Here is a 17,059-nt window from a genome sequence, read left to right on the forward strand (position 1 = left end):
GCGGACGCCGAATTTTCCGCGCGATTGCGACAAATTTGCCATAAGCCGCGCGGCCCTTGCGGCAAGCGCGCAAGCAAAGCAAATGCGCCCGAATCGTGAGCGATTCGGGCGCTTTCGTCAGAAGGGGCGCCTCATTACATGGGCATGAGCGTCACGGTGGTGACGCCAGCCGCGACATTGACGCCGACCTGTCCTTCGACCGATACCGGTTGCAGCGAGAAAGCGCGGCCGGTGCCCCCGACCAGCACGTTTGCTCCGCCGCCGACGGCCACAGCCGCTTCAGCGCCGACGCCCGCATAAGTTCCCGCGAGTGCGCCATGGGGCACGCCCGAAGCCGGTGCGAACACCGCCCAGATCAGATGCCCCTGGGCGACTTCGCCCAAAGCGACGCCGAACTCGTCGATGCGGCCGTTATAGAAGTCGGGCGCGCCGCCTTTGGTCGAAGTGAACACACAGTGCAAGGTCTGTTTCTGCACCACGATCAGGCCGACGCCCGCCGAAACGTCGCAAGCCAGAGCGCCGGTCTTGACAAATTCCTGCGCCGAAGCCGGAAGGACGCCGACCGCAGCAGCAAGAACGGCGGATGCGAGAATGAGCGATTTGAACATGGTTTGACTCCTTCAATCCCTTGGCAGTGTTTGCCGATTGCAATCGGCGGTTCCAAGATCGTTAAGCGATGGACGGGCGGCCGGATGGATCGTCCGTCGTAACGAAGGTCAAAGCGGCGGCACCACAACATAATGGACGCCGCCATAGCCGTATTGCGGCTGCAGCCACTGGTCGCCGCATACGTAATAGCCGACGCCGCCGACGACGCGATAGCCGCAGGCGGGCGGAAGCGTGGCGAGGCTCGCGCCGATCGCCAAGGCAGCTACGCCGCCGACGACCGCGGCGCCGCAAGCGTAGCAGCCGCCGCCGTAATAGCTGTTGACCACCGCCGGGCCGTGATAGGCGCCGCCCCAGTAGCCGCCGGCGTGATAGCCGTCGGCGTGCCAGGTGCCGCCGTAGCCGCCGACTCCGCCCGCGTGCCAACCGCCGGCCGGCCCGCGATAGACTCCCGCGGCGCCGCCATCCGGACCGTGAACCACGGCTCCTCCGCCGCCCATCGGTCCGCGGAAGCTATCCGCGTGGAAACCGCCGCCCCCAAATCCGCCGCCGTGGAAACCGCCGAACCCGCCGCCGCGCCAGGCGAAGGCCGGGTTAATGGCCAGAGCCGAAGCCGCGAGAGCGACAGCCAGAAATTGACGTTTGATCATGGTCTTTTTCCTCGATCTCTTGCTGGTCACTGTTTCGCGGGCTCTTCAACGCCTGCCGGCTTGCCGAATTTCATCTTTCCCGCCTTGGCCGCGGCCTCGGAGTGGAAGGATTCGGCGGAGAGCGGCGCTCCCAGTTTCCAGTTGGAAAATTCGATCATGCTGCGCGGCTTTTCCGCGCCCTGGGCCGGATTGAGCCAGACCAGGCGCGGCAATTTATCGGCCGAGCCGATCCAGATCTGCGCCTGGATGTCCTTGGTGGCGATGGCGACGATGTCGGTCTCCACGCCGCCGACGATTTTCGACTTGCCCATCACGAAGGCCGAAGTCAGGCCTTCGGCGATCGCCGCATAGGGATCGGCGACGATGAAATCGACGAAGGGAAAATAAATCCCGGCCTTGGTGAAGGCTGCTTCGAGCATGTCGTCAAGTTTCGGGGGTGCGGCCTCGACGGCGACGAGATTGGCTTCCGGCAGGAACACCGCCATTTCCTTGCCATCGTAGTAGAATTCGGACGCGGGCCCGTCGCCAGGGGTGATGATCTTCAACTTGTCAGGACGCTGCAGCGTCACTTCGGAAGAGACCATGTAAAACAGCGGCTGGCCGTTGGCGGCCGGCTCATCGAAGGCGCGGCGGACATTGAAGGAAACCGTGCCAGCCTTGGCAAGGGTTTCGCTCATGTCCTTCAGCAGGGCCAGAGCTTTTGGGTCGATGGCCACGGTTGCGGTCTTGGCCGGCGCCGCAGCAGCGGGCTCCTCGGCATAAGCAGGCGCGAATGCGCAGACGCCGACAAGCGCCAGCGCCGACAACCATACGGATTTGGATTTCAGCATTAGATTCCCCTGTTTGCCGCGAAGAAGTTGCAAGCGGCGGAGATCGTGAGGGTCGAGGGCGGGACGATGCATCCGCAGCTTGCCCTGTCAACTTTTCGCTGCGGAATAGACCAACGAACAAATCAGGAGGCGGTATCGGTTCTGCGCCCCGTCTCAGGCGGGACGGGCGACGAAATTTGCTTAACATCTACGGAACGTGAAGTCCTTGCTTGATGTCATTGACAAATAGAAGGCTGGACGAACAGAAAGGTCAGACAAGTCGGATGGAGAGGTCGAGGTCGCGCGGCGGTCAAAAAAGGACGCAACAGCTTCGGGTCGCTTGAGCGCATAAAAAAAGGCGCCGCGCTGTTCTTGCGCGGCGCCGTTCAAATCAGTGCGCTTCCTTCATGAAAGAAGCAAGGAACCCTTCCTTCTTGTGCTCGGCGCAATATTTGAAGATGACGTCCGTGTTGCGCTTGGCGTAAATCGACTGGAACATATTGAGGTTCTTGGAGCCGCTGTAATAGCCACCGACCCAGGAGGCGATCAGGATCTGGCGTTCGGGAGGCGCGTTCAGGAAATCCTGGCAGGTGATCTGGTCCATATTTATAAGGACCTGAGCCGAGGCGGGCTGGGCGGCGAAAGCCGCGAGAAGGGCGGCGGCAATGAGAAGTTTGCGGTTCATTCGATCTCTCCGAATCTCTTGATGAATCACTTCGCGCCGCCGGTGGCGGCCTGCAGGGCGCCCATCACCGAAGACTTCTGGTTCGACGCGCACCATTTCTTCACGTTGGCGACGTTGCGGGCATAGGCGTCGAGATCGACGGTGGTATAGCCCTTCTTCTGGTTGAACCAGCCGCTCATCCACGCCGAGAACACCTTTTCCATATCCGGGGACATGGCCAGATAATCGCCGCAGGTGAGGGTGCCCATGTCGATTTCGACCTGCGCCTGGCTCAGGGAAGGCGCGAACATCGTCGCCAGAGCCAGCATGATTACAGTTTTCTTCATCGATATACCCCTTGGTTGAAAAAGGTTCTTCGCTTGGACAAAGCAGGAAGGCTGGGATTCATAACTTACCTTTTCTCGAAAGGGAAGATGACTTCCAGTCGTCCTTCACGTCTGCGACCGCCCATTTATCGATGGTTGCGGGGACGAGCGCCCGGCCGAAACTTGCTTTGCGAGCATAGGCGTATTCACGCTCGGCGTCGGTTCGATGAATGAGCGCTCCGAGGCGCAGCCCAAGGTTCAAGCGATAGGCAAAAAGCCGGATTCGATGAATACGTCTGCGGGTTCGTCGATGAGAATCATCACGCCGATTCCGATCAGCAGGAAAGGCAGCGCCCATTTGGCTATTTTCTGGACGTGATTCCTGGTCGCCGGATGATGGGCGAGCAATTTGGCGAACCAGGTCATGACGATGGCCACCAGCATGGCGGCGGCGAAGCTCGCCAGAACCAGCGACGGCTTAAGATCGGCGAGCAGCGGCGTCATGACGCCGACGGAGTCGCCACTATTGGCCATAAGCACCAAGGCGAAGCTGAAATAGATGGCGGGCCCGGTCCGGGACGGCGTTTTTCCCTCGGCTGGTTCTCCGTCCCCGGCGCGGCCCAGAGCCAGTTGCAACAACTGCCACGCGCCGAGCGACACTGGGATTACGCCGAGGTAATGCACCTGTCTGGCGAGAAAACTATTGTCCGCCGCCCTGGCCAGCATCAAGCTGACGAACAGCACTATCATGCAGACGAAGATGAAGGTCAGCCTGACCAGCGGCGTCCGATAGCCGGGCTTGACCGAATAGGCCGACAGGATGAGAAGGTTGTCGCAATTGGTCGAGACATAGGAAAGCGCCGCCAGACCGCCGACGCTCAAAGCCTCGATCAGAAAGGGATAGGAATTCGCATCGATCAAGTCGCGATCCTCTGGGGCCGAAGAGCCTATGCACGATTCTCTTTGGATTGTCATTGGCGCCGTCGCAGCGTTTGAACAGCGCCGAGGCTCACTCGCACCGCGGAGATATCGCCGCCGTGGCCACCAGTTCGTCGAGCAGCGCCAGGGTCGCACGGCCGGAAGATTCGAATGGATCAAGTACAGGCCGCCGGAAATATTTCAACAGCAGCGAGGGATTGAGCCGGTCGATATTGATCTGGCCCATCGTCCAGTTGCCGAACCGCCGCTCGCTGATTTCTTCGAAGATCAGCAACCGCACCTGCTCGTGGCGGTCGTCGCGAACGATGGCGTTGTAGATCTCGCAGACTTCGTCGCGCCCGCCTTCCAGCACCTGCACGAACAGATTATGGGAAACGCAAAGCAGGCCGGTCAGGCCCAGTGCGGGATTGTTCTTCCGCGCCTGCTGAAGGATGCGATCCAGCGCCCGGACATCGCAAGAAGCGGAAGGGCGGCTGGCGTAGAGACAACGGACGAGCATCGGACCCTCACGGCTTCAGGTTCAGCAAAGACAGGAATTCGGCGCGCAGGGTATGGTCCTTGAGGAAGGATCCGCGCATGACGCTGTTAAGCATTTTGCTTCGATCGTCCTTCACCCCCCGCCATTGCATGCAGAAATGGTCGGCTTCCATCACCACGGCCAGGCCGTCGGGCTGCACCTTGTCCATCAGCACATTGGCCATCTGGGCGATGGCCTCCTCCTGGATCTGCGGGCGCGACATCACCCATTCGGCGAGGCGGGTATATTTCGACAGGCCGATAAGGTTGGAGTGCTCGTTGGGCATCAGCCCGATCCACAGCCTGCCGATGATCGGGCAGAAATGATGGCTGCAGGCGCTGCGCACCGTGATCGGACCGACGATCATCAGTTCGTTGAGCAATTCGGCGTTGGGGAATTCGGTGACCTCGGGCGCCGCGACATAGCGCCCGCGAAAAACTTCCGTCAGGTACATACGGGCCACCCGGCGCGCCGTCTCCTGAGTGTTGTGATCGCTTTCGGTGTCGATCACCAGGCTCTCCAGAACCCCCTTGAATTTGCCTTCCACCTCGTCGAGCAGCGCCTCCAGTTCGCCCGGCTGGATGAAGGCCGAAATATTGTCGTTGGCGTTGAATCTTTTCCGGGCTGCGATAATCCGCCGCCGCACACGGGCGGAAACAGGCTCGTCGGACGCCGGGGGATCGTCAGGTTTCAATTGCGCATTCCTGTGAGTTCGCGGCAGGACGCCCTCTTTATCACGAATCCGTTGCTTTCAGGTTCCCGGCGCTTTCAGAATTTCGCAGGCCGCTTTTCGAGAAAGGCGGCTATGCCTTCGCGGTAATCCGGCCCGAAATAAACATTGCGCCGCAGGCCCTGGAGATATTCATATTTCTCCGGGTCGATCGGAACGGCCCCGGCCAGGGCGCGCATGGCTTCCTTGAAGGCGGCGATCGCCGCCGGCGAGCGCGAGGCGATGGTTCTGGCCATCTCCCACACCTCGGTTTCGAGCGCGGCGGTCGATGTCAGCCTGTTGACGATGCCAACCCTTTCCGCGCGATCCGCCCCGATCGGCTGGGCGGTAAAAAACATCTCCTTGACGACAGCAAGCGGAAGCCGGCTCATGAAATTCAGAATACCCACCGAATTGTAAGGCAGGCCTATTTTCGCCGGCGTGATGGCGAACGAACTGGTTTCGTCGGCGATGACCAGATCGCAGGCCATGATGAGGTCGCAGGCGCCGCCCCAGACCGAGCCGTGAACCATGGCGATGACGGGGGCGGGAAAGCGTTTTACCGCGCGCAACAATTGTTCCAGGGGATCGTCGTAGGGAAGCGGATCGATATCGGCCTTGGGCAACTCATCGACCGAATGGCCGGACGACCAGACATTGGAGCCCTTGATCGCGCGCAGGATCACGACGCGCGCGCGCTCAGCCTTGAAACGATCAAGGGTCTCGAGCGTCTCCGCGATCAGCTCGGCGCTGAGCGCATTGCGCTTGTCGTCGTGATCGAAGGCGATGACCCCGATATGCTCGTTCAAACTGACTTGAATCAAGGACATTTTTTTCACCTTGGAATGCTATTGGAGTCGCCTCGAATCTGCGCTTCCGCTCCGCTCCGGCGGACACAGATAGGGGCGAAGGATGAAAGTCCGATAACGGGCGGGAGCCGGGAATAAATGCTCGAAAAGAAAGGCGAAAAAACTTCCGTCGCCGCCGTTTGACGAAAAATAACGTTCACCAATCTGTCAAAAAGGGCGCATAAAGTTTACAAGCTTGCGGTTGATGCCGGGCTCCAGAGGGGCTCGGCCGATCGAACTCCAGCCGATCCGGTCGATCAAGACAAGGCGATTTCACAATGAAAAAGGGTATTACCCCAGAAGAAGCCGCGGCGATGATATCCGACGGCGCCGTTTTGATGATTGGCGGCTTCATGGGCGTGGGCAGTCCCCACCGCACCATCGACGCCATCGTCGCACGCGGCGTTCGCAACCTCACCATCATCGCCAACGATACCGCAAGACCGAATTACGCGATCGGCAAACTGATCCGCGCCGGCGCGGTCTCGCGCGCCATCGTTTCGCATATCGGTCTGAATCCCGAAACCCAGAAGGGGATGATCGACGGCGCGATCCAGGTGGAGTTGACGCCCCAGGGCACGCTCGCCGAGCAAATTCGCGCGGGCGGCTACGGTCTGGGCGGCGTCCTCACCAAGACCGCTCTCGGCACCATCGCCGCGAAGGGCAAGAAGGTCATCGACATCGACGGCGAGGAATGGCTTTTCGCGCCGCCGCTGAGAGCCGATTTCGCGTTGATCGCCTCCGATCGCTGCGACCACAACGGCAATGTCTCCTACCAGCTGACGGCGATGAATTTCAATCCCGTCATGGCCATGGCGGGGGAAACGGTGATCTGCGAGCCGCGCGAAATTCTCCCCGTGGGCACGATCCCACCGGATAGCGTCAACACCCCGGGCGTTTTGGTCAACTACATCATTCGCAGAGGCAACCACCAATGACCATGACCCCCGAAGAAATCATCCAGCGCCGCGTCGCGCGCGAATTGCACGCCAGCACCCTGGTCAATCTCGGCATCGGCCTGCCGACCGGCGTGTCCAAATATATCGACCCCGCGCTGTGCATATTGTTCCAGTCGGAAAACGGCATCGTCGGGATGGATTCGCGTCCGCCTGAAGGCATGGAAGACGAGGAACTGACCGACGCGGGCGGCGGCTTCATCTCGGCCGTTCCGGGGGCCGCGACGGTCGATAGCACCATGTCCTTCGGCCTGATCCGCGGCGGTCATCTCGACGCCACGGTGCTTGGCGGACTGCAAGTCGACGAAAATGGCCATCTCGCCAATTGGGTTGTTCCGGGCAAGATGGTGCCGGGCATGGGCGGAGCGATGGATCTGGTCAGCGGCGCTCGCCGCGTGATCGTCGCCATGCAGCACACCGCCAAGGGCAAGCCGAAGATCGTCCCAGAATGCACCCTGCCCCTGACCGCCACGCGCCGCGTCACCCTGATCATCACCGACATGGCGGTGATCGAGCCGACCGAAGCCGGCCTGGTCCTGATCGAGCGCGCTCCCGGAATTGAAGTCTCCGAGATCGTCGAAGCCACGACCGCCCATCTCATCATCCCGGACGTGGTGCCGGAAATGGCGATCGGGGCCTGACGCCCGGCAGCGCCGCCGCCAGACGGAAAAGACACGTATTTCGGTTACCTTGCTCACGCCGGCTGGACCCTTCCAGCCGGCCGTTGAGCTCCCGGAGTCAACGACGAATCAACGACCCCACCAGCATCAGCAGGACCAGCGCGGCCATAACCGTGATCACCCATTCGGTCAGGCTGGCGCCGCCGGGATGATCGACGACCGCAACGGCGGCGCTTTTGAAGATCTGCCAGCTGCAACTGGCTATATCGCCGACCGTTTGCTCCGAGACCGGTTTATCGCACGGAATCATCAGCCCCTCCCGTCACTCCGACGAAAACGCGCGCGGACCGGGATCGTTGCAGCCGGGAGCCTGTTTTCCGCTCCGATATAGTCAGCGCGGGTTCTGATTTGTGTTAACGCGTGTTCGGTAATTGAAAACTTGCTATCCGTTCCCTCAGGGTTTTTCGGATTTCAGTTTTATGGTCTCGCCATCGACTGCGAAACGACCAAAGCCGCAGTGATGCAGGGTTTTCGCCTTCGATAGCTTCGGCTCGATCCAGGCCTGCGTCGCTTCAAGAATATAGAGATTGTAACGCGCGCCGAGGGTGGTATCGACCAGCCGGCACTCGATATTGACCCCGCACTCGACGATCAAGGGCGCCATAACCTGGGCCGCCTTCTTTTGCGTCAGCCCGAACTTCTCGAACTTGTCGGTGTCGCGCCCCGAGCAATTGCCGATGGCGACAATGTTTTTCGCCAGTTCGGCTGGAGGAATGGCGATGACGCATTCCCTTGTTTTCAGCAAGGCGGCGTGGCTGTAGTTGGCGGCGCTGACCACGCAGGCGATGAGCGGCGGTTCGAATTCCACCATCATGTGCCAGGACATGACCATGACATTGGGCCTCCCGCCGATGGCAGTGGTCAAGAGAACGACCGGCCCGGGTTCGAGCTTCTGATAGACTTTGGCGAGAGACAGGTTCCGCATCGTTGCGTCCCTTTGCCGCCTAACCGGGCGCGGACCCCACAAGGCTAGCGGATCAGCCCTGTCAAGGCGACTCCCGTCCCGCACGTCCGCCGTCGCCCCTTGGCCTTCGCCGTTTGGCGATTTAAGACTGCAGCTTCTTCCTCGCGCCACCGGATAAGCCATGAACCTGCTGCACGGATTTTTCGGCATGGCCTGCCTGCTGGCTTTGGCCTATTGGGTCAGCGAGGACCGGCGCGCCATTCCGTTCCGCGTGGTCGCCGCCGGCGTGGCGTTGCAGATCGCTCTGGCGGTCCTGTTGCTGAAATTTCCGCCCGCCCGCGCCATCATGACGACGCTCGCCGGCGCGGTAGGGGCGCTCGATCATGCGACCGAGGCCGGAACCTCCTTCGTCTTCGGCTACCTGGGAGGCGCCGCCCTGCCCTTCGAGCCCAACGGCAAGGGCTCGACGCTGGTTCTCGCCTTTCATGTCTTTCCGCTAATTCTCGTCATCTGCGCCCTGGCCTCGCTGCTGTTTCACTGGGGCGTGATGCAGAAAGTCGTCGGCGCAATGGCCTTCGCGCTGCGGCGCACGGTCGGCGTCGGCGGCGCGCTGGGCACAGGCGCGGCGGTGAACTTCTTCGTCGGCATGGTGGAAGCGCCGATCCTCATTCGCCCCTATCTCGCAACCATGCCGCGTGGCGAACTTTTCGCCCTGATGAGCGCAGGCATGGCCGGGATTTCCGGCACGGTGATGGTGATTTATGGCCGCATTCTCTTGCCCGTCATGCCCGACGCCTTCGGCCATATTCTGACCGCCGCGCTGATTTCCGCGCCAGCCGCCATAGCCGTGGCGGCAATCTTGACGCCTTTCGCTCCGAACCCCGACGCCGAAGGCGCCACCGTCATCCATGACCCCCCGCTCAATTCGCTGGAAGCCATCTCTCGCGGCACGACCGACGGCATCGTCATTCTCGCCAATATTGTCGCCCACCTGATCGTGCTGCTGGCTCTGGTGGCGCTGTTCAACAGCGTCCTGTCCGCCCTGCCCGATGTTTTCGGCGCGCCGTTGACGCTGCAGCGCCTCTTGTCCTGGATTTTCCGCCCGGTAGCCTTTTTGATCGGCGTCGATGGCGCCGATCTCGATATCGCGGCGCGGTTGCTTGGCACGAAAACCGCGCTCAACGAGTTCATTGCCTATCTCGATCTCGCCAACCTGCCGGAAGGCGCGATCAGCGCGCGCTCCAAACTGATCCTGCTTTACGCTTTGTGCGGCTTCGCCAATTTCGGCTCGGTGGGCATATTGGTCGGCGGCGTCAGCGCCATGGCGCCGGAACGCAAGCACGATATTGTTGCACTTGGTCTCAAGGCGCTGGTCTCCGGCACGCTCGCTTCGCTGATGGGCGGCGCGCTGATCGGGGCGTTAAATTGATCGAGGCGCCCTCGCACGAAGCTTATTGTGCAGTGCAGCATTTTTATTGACAGGGCCGAGGCGTTACGGCATACGTGGTGGGCACGGGGGCGGCTTTGAGGTCGGTTCCAGCAACAGCCGCCGCCAGCAGGCGCACGGCGATCCCAAAGGAAACGACGATGTCCGCCAATTTTGAACAGATCCAGAAGTTCGGCAAAGAGCAGATCGAAGCGGTTCAGGCTGCCACCAGCGAATTCGCCAAGGGCCTTCAGGCCATCGCCACCGAGGCGAGCGAATATTCCAAGAAGTCCATTGAGAACGGCCAGGCTTTCGTCGCAAAGCTCAGCGCCACGAAGCAAATCGACGAGGCGCTCAAGCTCCAGTCCGAATTCACCAAGACGAGCTACGAAGATTTCATCGCGCAGTCGACCAAGCTCGGCGAGCTCTACACGAACTTCGCCAAACAGGCTTTCAAGCCGGTCGAATCCGCGATCGCCAAGGTTCAGGGCAAGTAATTTCTGCTTGTTACTGTCACGCCATATCAGGGTCCAGCCATTGGCTGGGCCCTTCGCATTTTACCGTTGGTCAGTTCGCCTGTTTATGCGGCAGCCTTCAAGGCCTGACCGAGATCGGCGAGAATATCGTCGATATGCTCCAGCCCGATCGACAGGCGCACATAGCCGGGCGAGACGCCGGTGGCCATCTGCGCCTCCTCCGCAAGCTGCGAATGGGTGGTCGAGGCGGGATGAATGGCGAGGCTGCGCGCGTCGCCGATATTGGCGACGTGATAGAAGAGTTGCAGCGTGTCGATGAATTTCCGCCCGGCCTGCGAGCCGCCGGCCAGTTCGAATCCGACCAGCCCGCCATAGCCCCCCTTGAGATATTTATCGGCTCGCGCGCGCGTTTCGCCGCTCTGCAGCGACGGATGGATGACAGTCACCACCTCCGGCCGATTCGCCAGCCAGGCGGCGACGGCGCTCGCATTCTGGCAATGGCGCTCGATGCGCAAAGGCAGGGTTTCCAACCCCTGCAAGGTGATGAATGCGTTGAACGGCGACAGCGCCGCGCCGAGATCGCGCAGCAAAGTTGTGCGGGCCTTGATGATATAGGCGACCGGGCCGATCGGCTTGACGGCCTCCGTCCACACCGCGCCATGATAGCTGGGATCGGGCGTGTTCAGCGCCGGCTGGCGATCGGGGAATTTTTCCCAGTCGAAATGGCCGCCGTCGACAATGGCGCCGCCAATGGCCGCGCCATGGCCGCCGATGAATTTGGTGGTTGAATAGACGACGATGGCGGCGCCATGCTCCAGCGGCCGGGTCAGTATCGGCGCGGCGGTATTGTCGACGATCAGCGGAATGCCGAACTCCTGGCCTATCGCGGCGACTTCCGCGATCGGGAAAACGGCGAGTTTCGGATTGGGCAGCGTTTCGGCGTAATAGGCGCGTGTCCGCCCATCCGTGGCGCGGCGAAAATTTTCGGGATCGGTCGGATCGACGAACCGAACCTCGATCCCCTGGTCTTTCAGCGTATTGGCGAAGAGATTCCAGGTTCCCCCGTAAAGGTCGGTCGAGGAGACGATATTGTCGCCAACGCGAGCGAGATTCTGCACCGCATAGGCGGAAGCCGCCTGCCCCGAAGCCACGCAGAGCGCGGCGGCGCCCCCTTCGAGCGCGGCGAGGCGCTGCTCCAATATGTCCGTCGTGGGATTGCCGAGGCGTGTGTAAATATTGCCGAGTTCCTTCAGCGCGAAAAGATTGGCGGCGTGTTCGGTGTCGCGGAACTGGTAGCTGGTGGTCTGGTAGATCGGCGGTGCGACCGAGCCAGTCGCGGGATCGGCGCGCCAGCCGGCGTGAAGGACGATGGTTTCGGGCTTTTTCGACTGAATGGACATTTTGTTTCCCCGGCGACGTTTTCGACATTGTTTCGCGGAATTTCCGTTTCCGAGCGGCGCGACCACAGACTGGCCGCAAAAGACACGCCCGACAAGCCGCGTCAATCAAACAATTTTGGGGGACGATAATTAGTTTAGTTTTTTAGTCAACTACTCATGACTGCGCCCCCGCGCCTTGCCCCTGAAACACCGTGAACTGAAAAATCTTCGGACTTTTGCCTTTCGCCAAATCGCAAAAGACTGCGATGATGACGCCGCGCTCCGCGCCCGGAGCTTGAGTTGGAAAACACAGTGACCGAGCGACACGACGCCATGACAAGGCTCGAACCATGGCTTCTTGCCAACCACAAGTGGGGTTTGAAATTCGCCGCCTTGATGCTTGCCTTTTTCCCTGCTTTTCCCGTTTGGGCCGGCGACTCTATCAGGTCGCAGGGGCGAGACGCTCCCGCCCGGAGCGACGGCAGCGACAGCGACCCCCATGCTTTCGCGGTCAATATTTTCCGGAATCCTCGGCAAAGCTGGCCCGGCTATGGCATTTATCTCGGCGACGGGCTGGTCCTTTCGGCCGCGCATGTAGTCGGGCGCTCCACGCTTGGGAACCCGAGCGTGGCCATTGCCGGCCGGACTGTTGAAGCCAAGGTCGTCAAGGAAGGAGAATTCGAGACGGTGGATTTGACTTTGCTGCGCATCGACGTGCGGCAACTGCCGCCGAGTCTCGGCTTGCGGCTGATGCCGATATGCAGGACGCCGCCACGCGCCGGGCAGGCCGTAATCGTCGTGACGCCCCAAGCCGTCTCGACTTCACACGTCCTTTCGCCTAAAGCGCTACCTGCGGATCTGCAGGGGGGACGATTCGACACCCTGATCGCCGATGTGGCAACGACCGGAAACTCTGGATCGGGCGTTTTTGACCCAACGAGCCCCTGCTTGATGGGCATCGTCAGCCGAAAGATTCAGGTAGCCGCCACGCCACGGCGAGACCCGGGCGCGAAGCCCAAAATGATCGACATCGCCAAATATTTCGTGCCAGCGCAGCAGATCCTGCAATTCATCAAGCCCGATTGAACGGTTTGCTATCGACCAGGCCTTTGAACGGCTCGACGGCGCGGAAATCGTGATCCACGCGGAGGGCATGGCGCCGGAGCAGGCCGCCGACCGAATTTTGGCCGATCTCGATGCCCGACAGCACTTTTGCGCAGGCGGCCCTGAATCGTTCAAAAAATCCTATATTCCCGTTGGCAGCCTAGCCGAGGGCTGCATTAACCATCACAATGCGACAGCCGTTCCGACGTCGTCCTGGGCAAGTTCCGGCGCCCCGCCGAGGCCCATGTTTTCTTCAAAGGCCACGTCACGCGCATCGCCGATCGCTTTTGTCGCCAAAGCCACAACGGCGATAGCGGCCAGCGCAAGAATACCGATGTCGAGCCCTGACAGTCCATTCACCAGCGGCTGGCGAACCTCGAGAAAAGCAGCGAGATAAGACCAGCCGATCATCAGAATGCGAAACTCCGTCCCGCCGAGGCCAAGATAAGACATCTGATGAACGTGATGGGCGGCGGCGCGGATATAGGTATAGGAGGAAAAGAGCAGGTAGCAGAGCAGGACCGATAAAGCGGCGACAAGCGACAGAAAAGGCGAAAAGCCGAAGGCGACAATCAGCATGATCGTGGAAAACAGGTCGCAGGTGTGATCGACCAGAAAACCAAAGCGCGGGCGCTCCTCGTTGCGAAAACGGGCAAGGGCGCCATCGAGCGAGTCGCCGAACCAGTTGATCGAAATCCCCAGCGCCACGATCGGCAACCACAAATGGCTCCAGTTGCACCCGATCAGGGCCACCGCCGCAGCAAAAGAGCCGACCATCCCAAACCCAGTCAGATGCAGCGACGTCGTTCGCGCCGGAATCCGCGGCAGAATCCATTGGATCAGTTTTTGCTCGGAGTGAGCCAGAAAACTGCTATTTTTTCGATTCAAATTTCTCTGCGGAGCCATAATCGCGCCTTACATTACCTAACGTATTTTGTTCGAAATACGTTAAGCATTACCTTTGGTCAATTTAGCGAAAGCGCCGCAAATTCCAAAATATTTACACTGTGTCATTAAGGATACAGCGCCATGTACCCTAGGGAAATGCAAAAAAATTACCTTTTTCACTATAGGTCAGGGATGAGGCTGTCCCATATTCTAACAGTTCTTTGATACGAAAGAATACACCCGGTGACTGCCCCGGCAAATACGAGATGCTCTTACGTCATATCGGCCGACCCGATATTTCTTCGGGCCTATTGATCTGCATTCCGGATAACGCGAATGTGGCGCTGGAAAACCGCAACTGGAGTCGCCATCCCATTCCCCTGGATCCGAAAAAGGCTCCAGCGCAAAACTCGAAGCCGGCCATGGCCCCTGCCCTCGTCTACGATCTATCCCGGCTGGTGACGCGCGTGCTGCATGCCACGCCGAATGGAATCGACCGGGTCGATCTAATGCTGGCGCGACATTTTCTCTTGAACGGCGAGTTCAGAACCCACGCGCTCGGCCTCGGCTTTACCGGGCCGCGCCTGATGTCCGACCCCTTGGCGCGCGCGGCTATCGGGCGGGTCGCCGCCGCATGGCGGGAACATGCGGTGGAATCGCCTGGATCGTGCGCTTACGAAGCGGTGGTGACGCGCCTTTGCGACTCCCGCCCGCCGCGTGGCGACGGCGCCTCGCGGATGGTCGTTCCCCGCCCCAGACGCGCGCTGAATGTCGCTCACGCCCTGTTCCGCCACCTCCCGCCCAGCGGTCGAATTCCAGTTTATTCCACGCCGCGCGGCGCGATCTATTTCAACGCCACCCATTTTCCACTGGAATGGAAGCGCCACATCGCGTGGCTCGACGAGCGTCGCGACGTGCGGCCGGTGTTCTGGATCCACGACGTGCTGGCGATCGACCGACCGGAATGGTTCTGGGGGCGGGAGCCGCAGTTGCATCTTATGCGGATCGAACTGCTGGCGCGGCGCGGCGCGGCGGCCATCGTCGCCGGCGCCAGCGTCGAATCCAGCCTGCGCGATCATCTGGAACGGATGGGCCGGCCCAACCTTCCTGTCTTGCGGATGCCGCCGCCGACCGACAGCATTTTTCGCGAGCCGGCAAGTCTGGATGCGCGACTGGCGGCGCATCCTTTCTTCATCGCCTGCGGCACGATCGAGCCGCGCAAGAACCATCTGCTACTGCTTGAAGTCTGGCGAAATCTCATCGCGAAATATGGCCGCGACGCGCCCAAACTCTTGGTGGTCGGCAAGCGCGGCTGGGGCAGCGACGAAATCGTGGCCAAACTGGAGGATGACGCGCTGCGTGGCCATGTGATCGAGGTCGCCGGCCTGGCGACTCCGGATTACAAAAGGCTACTCGATCATTGCCGGGCGTTGCTGGCGCCCTCTTTCGCCGAAGGCTTTGGACTGCCCGTCGCCGAAGCGCTGGCAGTGGGCGCCCCGGTCGCCGCCTCGGACATTCCGCCCTTTCGCGAACAGCGGGGCGAAAACATCCTTTATCTGGATCCCCGGTCGGAGCCGTCGTGGCGCAAGGCCATCATCGACCTTGCTTTCGCCCCGCCAAAGCCGCCATCCGAGCGCCGCGCAGAAAATGGCGTTGAAACCGCAGGCGAAACGGCGCGCCTGGGTAAACTCGACGAGTTCCTCAGGCAACTGGCGCCCTGACGCCATTTATATCGGAGATTAACAACGCAATGAATGTGGCAACATGCTCTGCTTATTCGCCAATGCAACAAATTTAACCATAACGTTGGTAGGTCCGACAAAATACTGCAGCTTGAGCTATATTAACGGCGCCATGTGCCCCTTGCGCCACGATGGCGCATAAAATGGCTTGTTTGTTCGTTTGACTGCATTTGGCGATTGACCTGCTACCGACGCAGCGTCACCTATGCTGCCCCAAAGCGGAATTAGAGGACTGGATGCGGTTGTTTCCCAAGATAGCTTCGGTCGTCGTGTCCGGCCTCGCGCTGGCCACCGCGGGCTGCTCGACTCTTCCGTCGGCTGGGCCTACGACGAGCCAGGTTCTGGGCGAACGGGTCGCCGATCAGACGGAAATTCCGCGCTATCTGACTGTAGAGCTCAACGAACGCGCCGTCTCGATTCTCGACCACAGCCCCAGGCCATCGCTGTACGGCCGTTTCGGCGAAAGAGGCGCGCCTCCTTCCTCCGTTATCGGCGTGGGCGACACCATTCAGGTCACTGTCTGGGAAGCCGCGTCGGGCGGCTTGTTTTCCTCGGCGGCAGTCGGCGGCGTCACGGCCGGCTCGCATTCCGCGAGCATTCCAGAACAGGTTGTCGGGCGCGACGGCGCGATCACCGTTCCCTACGCCGGACGCATCCATGTCGCAGGGATGAGCCCCGCGGAGGTCGAAAAAACCATTGTCAACCATCTGACCGGCAAGGCCATCGAGCCGCAGGCGCTCGTGACCGTGCCGCGCAATGTCAGCAACACAGTGACAGTCACCGGCGAAGTGACCAATGGCGCACGTGTGCCGCTGACCGGCAGAGGCGACCGCATTCTCGACATCATCGCCACGGCCGGCGGGGTCAAGGCGCCGGTTCACGAGGTCTTCATCGCCCTTTCGCGCGGCGACACGACGGCGCGCGTCCCCATGCAGGCCCTGCTCGCCAATCCACGCGAAAACGTCTACGCCCGCGCCAACGACGTCATCACTGTCGAGCTGCAGCCGCAGACCTTTACGGTATTTGGCGCGACCGGACGCAACGCCATGGTGCCGTTCGACGCCGTCGGCCTCACCGTGGAGGAGGCCGTCGCCAAATCCGGCGGCATTCTCGACAGCCTCGCCGATCCCCAGGGCGTCTTCCTGATGCGCGCCGAGCCCGTCTCTTTGGCGCGGGAACTCGACCCAACCTTCCCGATCGAGCCGGGCGCCCGCACCGTCAACGTGGTCTACCGGATCAATCTGAAGGATACGAACACCTATTTCGTCGCGCGCCATATGCAGGTCCACAACAAGGACATGATCTATGTTGCGTCGTCGCCGTCCAACGAATTCTACAAGGCGATGCAGATGTTCACGACCGCCGCCCAACCGGCCGTCATGGGATTAGCCGTTTCCAGAATTTGACGGTGCGGCCGTTCCGTCGAAGCCGTTGGA

The 17,059-nt window shown here is 60.9% G+C and carries 20 protein-coding genes; 7 read left to right on the plus strand and 13 right to left on the minus strand.

Annotation, left to right across the window (positions count from 1 at the left end; genetic code table 11):
• Nucleotides 1-134 precede the first annotated feature (134 nt).
• The 9 genes from ACLP2E_RS04220 to scpB form a co-directional block, all read right to left on the minus strand.
• Complete coding sequence (locus ACLP2E_RS04220; protein ID WP_442462709.1) at nucleotides 135-608, minus strand: DUF992 domain-containing protein; 474 nt, start codon at nucleotides 606-608, stop codon at nucleotides 135-137.
• Between the two features lie 108 nt (nucleotides 609-716).
• Complete coding sequence (locus tag ACLP2E_RS04225; protein WP_442462708.1) at nucleotides 717-1,256, minus strand: hypothetical protein; 540 nt, start codon at nucleotides 1,254-1,256, stop codon at nucleotides 717-719.
• A gap of 26 nt (nucleotides 1,257-1,282) precedes the next feature.
• Nucleotides 1,283-2,086, minus strand: a complete 804-nt coding sequence (locus tag ACLP2E_RS04230; protein WP_442465237.1) for a DUF2092 domain-containing protein — start codon at nucleotides 2,084-2,086, stop codon at nucleotides 1,283-1,285.
• A 370-nt stretch (nucleotides 2,087-2,456) separates the two neighbouring features.
• Nucleotides 2,457-2,750 carry an HdeA/HdeB family chaperone gene (locus ACLP2E_RS04235; protein WP_442462706.1) on the minus strand — a complete coding sequence of 98 codons (294 nt, stop codon included), beginning with the start codon at nucleotides 2,748-2,750 and terminating at the stop codon, nucleotides 2,457-2,459.
• 26 nt (nucleotides 2,751-2,776) lie between these two features.
• Nucleotides 2,777-3,076, minus strand: a complete 300-nt coding sequence (locus ACLP2E_RS04240) for an HdeA/HdeB family chaperone (protein ID WP_442462705.1) — start codon at nucleotides 3,074-3,076, stop codon at nucleotides 2,777-2,779.
• A gap of 237 nt (nucleotides 3,077-3,313) precedes the next feature.
• On the minus strand, nucleotides 3,314-3,976 hold the full coding sequence (locus ACLP2E_RS04245) for a cadmium resistance transporter (protein WP_442465238.1): 663 nt from the start codon (nucleotides 3,974-3,976) through the stop codon (nucleotides 3,314-3,316).
• Between the two features lie 88 nt (nucleotides 3,977-4,064).
• Nucleotides 4,065-4,493, minus strand: a complete 429-nt coding sequence (locus ACLP2E_RS04250) for a BLUF domain-containing protein (RefSeq protein WP_442462703.1) — start codon at nucleotides 4,491-4,493, stop codon at nucleotides 4,065-4,067.
• Nucleotides 4,494-4,500: 7 nt separating this feature from the next.
• A complete protein-coding gene (gene folE, locus ACLP2E_RS04255) occupies nucleotides 4,501-5,205 on the minus strand; it encodes a GTP cyclohydrolase I (RefSeq protein WP_442462702.1) in 705 nt (234 codons plus the stop codon).
• 74 nt (nucleotides 5,206-5,279) lie between these two features.
• Nucleotides 5,280-6,050 (minus strand): methylmalonyl-CoA decarboxylase, encoded by a 771-nt coding sequence (scpB, locus tag ACLP2E_RS04260; protein WP_442462701.1) that lies wholly within the window; start codon nucleotides 6,048-6,050, stop codon nucleotides 5,280-5,282.
• A gap of 296 nt (nucleotides 6,051-6,346) precedes the next feature.
• Here scpB and ACLP2E_RS04265 point away from each other — a divergent pair, with 296 nt between their 5' ends.
• Together ACLP2E_RS04265 and ACLP2E_RS04270 are read left to right on the plus strand one after the other, a co-directional pair.
• Complete coding sequence (locus tag ACLP2E_RS04265) at nucleotides 6,347-7,006, plus strand: CoA transferase subunit A (RefSeq protein WP_442462700.1); 660 nt, start codon at nucleotides 6,347-6,349, stop codon at nucleotides 7,004-7,006.
• Nucleotides 7,007-7,008: 2 nt separating this feature from the next.
• On the plus strand, nucleotides 7,009-7,665 hold the full coding sequence (locus tag ACLP2E_RS04270) for a 3-oxoacid CoA-transferase subunit B (protein ID WP_442462713.1): 657 nt from the start codon (nucleotides 7,009-7,011) through the stop codon (nucleotides 7,663-7,665).
• 97 nt (nucleotides 7,666-7,762) lie between these two features.
• Here the strand turns inward: ACLP2E_RS04270 and ACLP2E_RS04275 are convergent, their stop codons facing one another.
• Both ACLP2E_RS04275 and ACLP2E_RS04280 read right to left on the minus strand, forming a co-directional pair.
• Entirely contained in the window at nucleotides 7,763-7,954 is a 192-nt protein-coding gene (locus tag ACLP2E_RS04275) for a hypothetical protein (protein ID WP_442462699.1), read from the minus strand.
• Nucleotides 7,955-8,098: 144 nt separating this feature from the next.
• Complete coding sequence (locus ACLP2E_RS04280; RefSeq protein WP_442462698.1) at nucleotides 8,099-8,629, minus strand: flavin reductase family protein; 531 nt, start codon at nucleotides 8,627-8,629, stop codon at nucleotides 8,099-8,101.
• A gap of 160 nt (nucleotides 8,630-8,789) precedes the next feature.
• Here ACLP2E_RS04280 and ACLP2E_RS04285 point away from each other — a divergent pair, with 160 nt between their 5' ends.
• Complete coding sequence (locus ACLP2E_RS04285; protein ID WP_442465239.1) at nucleotides 8,790-10,037, plus strand: NupC/NupG family nucleoside CNT transporter; 1,248 nt, start codon at nucleotides 8,790-8,792, stop codon at nucleotides 10,035-10,037.
• A gap of 158 nt (nucleotides 10,038-10,195) precedes the next feature.
• Nucleotides 10,196-10,531 (plus strand): phasin family protein, encoded by a 336-nt coding sequence (locus ACLP2E_RS04290; RefSeq protein WP_442462696.1) that lies wholly within the window; start codon nucleotides 10,196-10,198, stop codon nucleotides 10,529-10,531.
• 83 nt (nucleotides 10,532-10,614) lie between these two features.
• Here the strand turns inward: ACLP2E_RS04290 and ACLP2E_RS04295 are convergent, their stop codons facing one another.
• Nucleotides 10,615-11,910, minus strand: coding sequence for an O-acetylhomoserine aminocarboxypropyltransferase/cysteine synthase family protein (locus ACLP2E_RS04295; protein WP_442465240.1), 1,296 nt, complete (start codon nucleotides 11,908-11,910; stop codon nucleotides 10,615-10,617).
• A gap of 534 nt (nucleotides 11,911-12,444) precedes the next feature.
• On the opposite strand from ACLP2E_RS04295, the gene ACLP2E_RS04300 reads away from it, so the two are divergent.
• Complete coding sequence (locus ACLP2E_RS04300; protein ID WP_442465252.1) at nucleotides 12,445-12,975, plus strand: S1 family peptidase; 531 nt, start codon at nucleotides 12,445-12,447, stop codon at nucleotides 12,973-12,975.
• Nucleotides 12,976-13,176: 201 nt separating this feature from the next.
• Here ACLP2E_RS04300 and ACLP2E_RS04305 read toward each other — a convergent pair whose 3' ends face one another.
• Nucleotides 13,177-13,899: a CDP-alcohol phosphatidyltransferase family protein gene (locus tag ACLP2E_RS04305; protein ID WP_442462694.1), complete on the minus strand. Its 723-nt coding sequence runs from the start codon at nucleotides 13,897-13,899 to the stop codon at nucleotides 13,177-13,179.
• A 404-nt stretch (nucleotides 13,900-14,303) separates the two neighbouring features.
• Here ACLP2E_RS04305 and ACLP2E_RS04310 point away from each other — a divergent pair, with 404 nt between their 5' ends.
• On the plus strand, nucleotides 14,304-15,602 hold the full coding sequence (locus ACLP2E_RS04310; protein ID WP_442465241.1) for a glycosyltransferase family 4 protein: 1,299 nt from the start codon (nucleotides 14,304-14,306) through the stop codon (nucleotides 15,600-15,602).
• 257 nt (nucleotides 15,603-15,859) lie between these two features.
• Nucleotides 15,860-17,029 carry a polysaccharide biosynthesis/export family protein gene (locus ACLP2E_RS04315; protein ID WP_442462692.1) on the plus strand — a complete coding sequence of 390 codons (1,170 nt, stop codon included), beginning with the start codon at nucleotides 15,860-15,862 and terminating at the stop codon, nucleotides 17,027-17,029.
• The last annotated feature ends 30 nt before the right edge of the window (nucleotides 17,030-17,059 follow it).

This window comes from Rhodoblastus sp., assembly GCF_052145335.1.
Taxonomy (GTDB): domain Bacteria; phylum Pseudomonadota; class Alphaproteobacteria; order Rhizobiales; family Beijerinckiaceae; genus Rhodoblastus.